The following is a 3,388-nucleotide window of genomic DNA, read 5'->3' as shown; positions in this document are numbered from 1 at the left end:
CGACGGGTCGGCCGGAAGGTCCCGCGACCACACCACCCTCAGCACGATCTGGCCCGCAAGGTGCAGGCGGCCGTCCCTGAGGCGGAAACCGCGCCTGGTGTAGTTCAGGCTGGGCCGCGCCTCCCGCTTCTTCTTGAAGCGGGGCATCCCGGCCCGGCGCTGCTGCGGCAACCGGTCCCCGATGTCCTTCAGCGCCTTCGCCCTCGACCTGGCGAAGTCCCGAATCACCTGCTGCTGAGGCACGCTCGCGCCCTCAGCGAGCCAGGGCGTCGCCCTGCGTGCCTCGGTCAGCATCTTGTCCAACTGCCCCGGACCACAGGTCACCTTCTCGCCCGTCGCCCGGCTCTGCGCGTGCACCTGCTGGGACTTCGCGACGCACTCATTCCAGAGCCACCGGCAGCGATCCCACTCCGCCTCGAGTGCCCGCCGCGCGGTAGCCGACAGGCGCACACGGAAGGTGTACCGGGCATGCCCGGTGTCCTTCGTCGCTGCCTCTGTCGTCATGCATCCGAACCTACCCGAGGCCACTGACAGTTGAGAGCTCTCGATCATCGTGGGCGGCATCACCGCCGTGCGGGGCGGACGCCGGATCGCCCTGACGGCGATCCGGCCATCCCTGCCCTGCTCCGCAGGAGTCCGATTCCTCCCCGGCCTGAAAGGCCGGGGCATCCTCGGAGGAACCCGGTGAACGCAGCATCGCGCACCCACGTGAACCGGTAGTCCCAGTTGCGAACACCGCCCACCTCCTCCGGCAGCGACGTCGTAGGGGCCGCCACCACCGCTCCCGTCGGCCGGAAGGTCAGCGCCTGCAATACCCGACCGCTGTGGTGCACCTCTTCCTGCCACATCCCCCGGTAGACCTGGTGCTGGTCCGACCACGCCTGCCACGCACCCACCGTCTCGTCCAGTCGGGCCAGGATCTCCCCCGCCGGCCACAGCGGTGCCGTCCGGCCTGCGGGGACGTGCTGCACAGCGAACGGCACCCTCTCTCCCGCGCGCACCGTGAACCGAGCCTTCGCCCTGTCGGTGACCTCGAAGGACACCGGCGAGGCCAGGCCCAGCGTGTCCGGGCCGCCATGGCAGCGCAGCCCCCCTTTCACCGGGAACAGCAGCGGACGCAGCAAGCCGTAGTCGGGCCGGGGCGCGAACTCCACCTCGACCTCCACCTCCCCTTCCATGCCCTCCACAACGCGCAGCAGAAGGTGCTCCGCCCGGCTTCCAAGGTCGTGGCCGTCCGCACTGGGCCCGCTGGCCAAAGCATCGACCACAGCCACCGTGCCCGACGGGGCGCAAAACTCGGTCCGCAGCACCAATGACCGCTCCACATAAGCGCGACGGCTGAGGAACGACCCCCGTGGACGGATGGACCAGTGGCCCGCTTCCTCTCCCAGCAGACGGGCGAACACCGCACGGGAATCGAAGTGAGGCAAGCACAGCCAGTCCACCGATCCATCCCGGCTCACCAGCGCTGGGGTCTGGCAGTCGGACAGCAGAGCGTAGTCGGCGATCGGCGTACAGGTCACTTCAGCGGTACTCCCTGCTCGCACGAGCAGACACCGCGGCCACGCCTGGAAGCCCCCGGGCCCATCCAGTCTCATGGCGGACACGGTGCGAGTGGACGCCACCACGGCCGGCCCCTCAATTCTCAGCGTGTGCTCCCTGCGGCAGCAAGTGCAGCCGGTGACCGCGGGACACGGCAACGTGCAGTGGCACGCCGTTTCCATTCACTCGCAACGTTGAACGCCGAAACGTACCAGGGATGCGGCGCGTTCCGTCCTTCGCCTCTGCTACCCGTGGAGGCGAATGCAGTTGAGCTGCTCTTGGTTTCGTATGTGAGCGATTCGCGGGGCGACCTGCGGCAGAAGCATCCGGCTAGTAGGACTCCGTTAGGTCTGTCTTGATCTTGGTGTGGTCCTGCTGGGCAGGGGTTGGTGGCAGGTGGTGCAGGTGCCGGTCCAGCAGTTCAGCAGGTCCTGGAGGGTGTCGAGGATCTGGTAGAGGGTGAGTCCGCTGTATCGGCTTTTGGGGCCAGCCGCTGCTCGGTGAGGAAGGCATGGGCGGCTGTGACCAGGGTGGCGTGGTGGTGCCAGCCGTTCCAGGAGCGGCCTTCGAAGTGGTCCAGGCCCAGGCCGTGCTTGAGTTCGCGGTAGTCGTGCTCGATGCGCCAGCGGATCTTTGCCAGCCGGACCAGCTCCGGGATCGGTGTGTCGTCGGGCAGGTCGGACAGCCAGAACCGGGTCGGTTCGTCCTCGCCGTCGGGCCATTCGGCCAGCAGCCGTACCTGGGGCAGGACACCGTCCCACCGGCCGTGCTCGGCCACTGCGGCTGCCTGGGCCAGCCGGCGCGAGCGCACCCCGGCCGGCCGGACCCACATCGTGAGGAAGCGTGAGGTCATCGGGCCCCGGGAGCCTTCCCGCCAGGTCACCTCGGTGAAGGCTTCCCGTCCGGCGGCCGCTGCCAGGTTGGCCACCGTCACCGGTGGCTGCCGGTAACGGGGCAGCGGCGGACGACCGTTGCCGGACCACGCCGCGGCGGCGGGAACTACGTCATGCGGGTGGACGGTGATGTCGCCGCGGATGCCGACCACGTACGCGATGTGCCGCGCGGCCAGGCAGGCGCGGAAGTCGGCGTTCTGGCCGTAGCCGGCATCGGCCACCACGACCGGCGGCACCAGTCCCCATCCGGCCAGTTCATCCAGGGCGTCCAAGGCCAGCCGCCACTTCTCCCGGTGCCCGACGGCCTCGGGCACGCTGGTACGCCGGCGCCGCACGGGGTCATCCGCCCACTCCTGGGGCAGGAACAGCCGCCAGTTCAGCGGGCACGAGGCCGAGTCGGAGACCGCATGCACGCTGACGGCGACCTGGCAGTTGGCCTGCTTGCCCAGCGCACCGCAGTACTGGTGGGCGACACCGACCGACATCCTTCCGTCCTTGGGGAACGAGACGTCATCGACCGCCCAGGCGTCCGGGCCGATCTGCGGCACCATCCGCTCCGCGATCCGCCGACGCACCGGCACCGGATCCCAGGTGGACTGGTTCACGAACTGCTGCAGGTTCTGCTCGTTGCCGTCCGGCAGCCGCGAGGCCATGGCCTGGATGGACTTGCGGCGACCGTCCGTCATCAGTCCCCGCAGATAGCAGTCGCTCTTGGCCCGCTGGTCCTTGCGCGGCACCGAGGCGAACACATCCGCCACGAATAACGCCAACGTCGCCCGAACACGATTGACTTCATGTGCGTCCACACAGTCCTCATGCCCCTGAACACTGCAGGCAGACAGACCTAACGGAGTCCTACTAGGCCGCTGCCAGTTCATCGAGGACCACTGCGAGACCTACCCGGTCAAGCGGCTGTGCCAGGTGCTCGACGTGCACCGCTCCAGCTTCTACAA

General features: G+C 68.7%; 2 protein-coding genes and 1 pseudogene. All 3 read right to left on the bottom strand.

Annotated features, from left to right (window positions below):
- Positions 1-504 (bottom strand): annotated as a pseudogene (locus ACIBJF_RS52690) (RNA-guided endonuclease TnpB family protein); the annotation flags it as partial.
- Between the two features lie 59 nt (positions 505-563).
- Positions 564-1,598 carry a glycoside hydrolase family 15 protein gene (locus ACIBJF_RS52685; protein WP_399185005.1) on the bottom strand — a complete coding sequence of 345 codons (1,035 nt, stop codon included), beginning with the start codon at positions 1,596-1,598 and terminating at the stop codon, positions 564-566.
- 365 nt (positions 1,599-1,963) lie between these two features.
- Positions 1,964-3,241 carry an IS701 family transposase gene (locus ACIBJF_RS52680; RefSeq protein ID WP_399185004.1) on the bottom strand — a complete coding sequence of 426 codons (1,278 nt, stop codon included), beginning with the start codon at positions 3,239-3,241 and terminating at the stop codon, positions 1,964-1,966.
- Positions 3,242-3,388: the final 147 nt, after the last annotated feature.

The sequence above is a fragment of the Streptomyces sp. NPDC050743 genome (assembly GCF_044456925.1).
Classification (GTDB): Bacteria; Actinomycetota; Actinomycetes; order Streptomycetales; family Streptomycetaceae; genus Streptomyces.
Note: the sequence above shows the minus strand (reverse complement) of the source record. Positions and strands in the feature narration are given on the sequence as shown.